This is a genomic window from Arhodomonas sp. KWT (assembly GCF_010993615.1).
In genome coordinates, this window is sequence record NZ_WNXE01000475.1 from 1 (window position 1) to 1,278 (window position 1,278).

The 1,278-nt window shown below is 68.3% G+C and carries 1 protein-coding gene; it reads right to left on the minus strand.

Annotated elements, in window-relative coordinates; translation table 11 throughout:
* Nucleotides 1-93 precede the first annotated feature (93 nt).
* Nucleotides 94-1,278: extracellular solute-binding protein (locus tag G7A99_RS20030; protein WP_240466354.1), on the minus strand; the 1,185-nt coding region annotated here is incomplete at its 5' end.

Here is a 1,278-nt window from a genome sequence, read left to right on the forward strand (position 1 = left end):
GCTTGACCACGCCGCGCAGCTCCACGGCATTGCCGTTGTCCGCCATGCTCTACTCCCGTCGTCGGGCGGGGGCGCGCGGCCCCCGCCACCGGTTCAGTAGCCGCGCTGGACGCGGCCGAAGGTCTTCGACCACTGGCCCTCGTGGTCATTCCAGTAGGCCGGGTCGAAGAAGTTCAGCGACGCCAGCGTCCCGCTGGGATCGAACGCCGGCAGGGTCGGTACCTTCTCGCCCAGGTCGACCTTCTTCGGGTTCAGCGCCGGCGGGTAGTTCTGGCCCTCGGCGACGGCGATGGCGACCTCGGGCTCGAGCATGAAGTTGAGCAGCTCTTCGCAGGCGGCCATGGGGCTGCCCTTGATCACGAACAGGCATTCCTGCCAGGCGAGTCCGCCGGGCGGGTCGAGGTAGCCGATGTCGTGGCCCTGGTCCTGCAGCGCGCGGATGCGCCCGGACCAGCCCTCGGTGACGTAGATCTCCTCCTCGCCGAGCAGGCTCATGAGCTCGGCGCCGGAGCTCCAGTACTTGAGCGCGAGGTCGCGGTGGCGGCGCACGGCGTCCCAGACGGCGTCCATGTCCTCGATGTTGTTGGGGTCCTGGCCGGTCTGCAGGGCGGCGTACCAGATCCGCGTCTTCCACTCGCTCCAGCCGCCGATCTTGTCCTTGAAGCGCTCGTCGATGAGCAGCTTCGCGCCCTTCTCCTTCGCCTCCTCGTCGCTGACGTACTTGCGGTTGTAGGCGATGCCGGTGGTGCCGTAGTCGTAGGGCACCGCGGAGAGGTGGCCGTCGGTGATCCGGCGGAAGGGTTTCTGCAGCGTCTCGATGACCAGCTTCAGGTTCGGGATGTTGTCCTCGTTGAGCGTGGTCGACAGGCCCAGGCCGTCGTAGCGGGCGTAGTCGAACACGCCGGAGAGGTGGGCGATGTTGAACTCGCCGGGCTGGCTCGCGCGCACCCGGGCAAGGTACTCGTCGGCGCCGCCGAAGGTACCGTCCACGACCTCGATGCCGGTGGCCTTGGTATAGGGCTTGAAGGCGTACTCGCGGAACGCCTCCGAGACCACGCCGCCCCAGCCGTCGAAGCGGACCTGTTCCACCGCCGCCTTGGCCTCGCGCGGTGTGAGCAGCCCGAACGGCCCGCCGACGAGGCCGGCGGCCATGCCGGCAAGCCCGAGCATCTTCAGGAACGTGCGGCGGTCGATGTCGCCATCGCGGTATCGCGCCAGCAGGCGCTCGTAACGTGTGCTCTCGTCCATCTCGCTGTCTCCTCTCGTGGGATGCGTGGC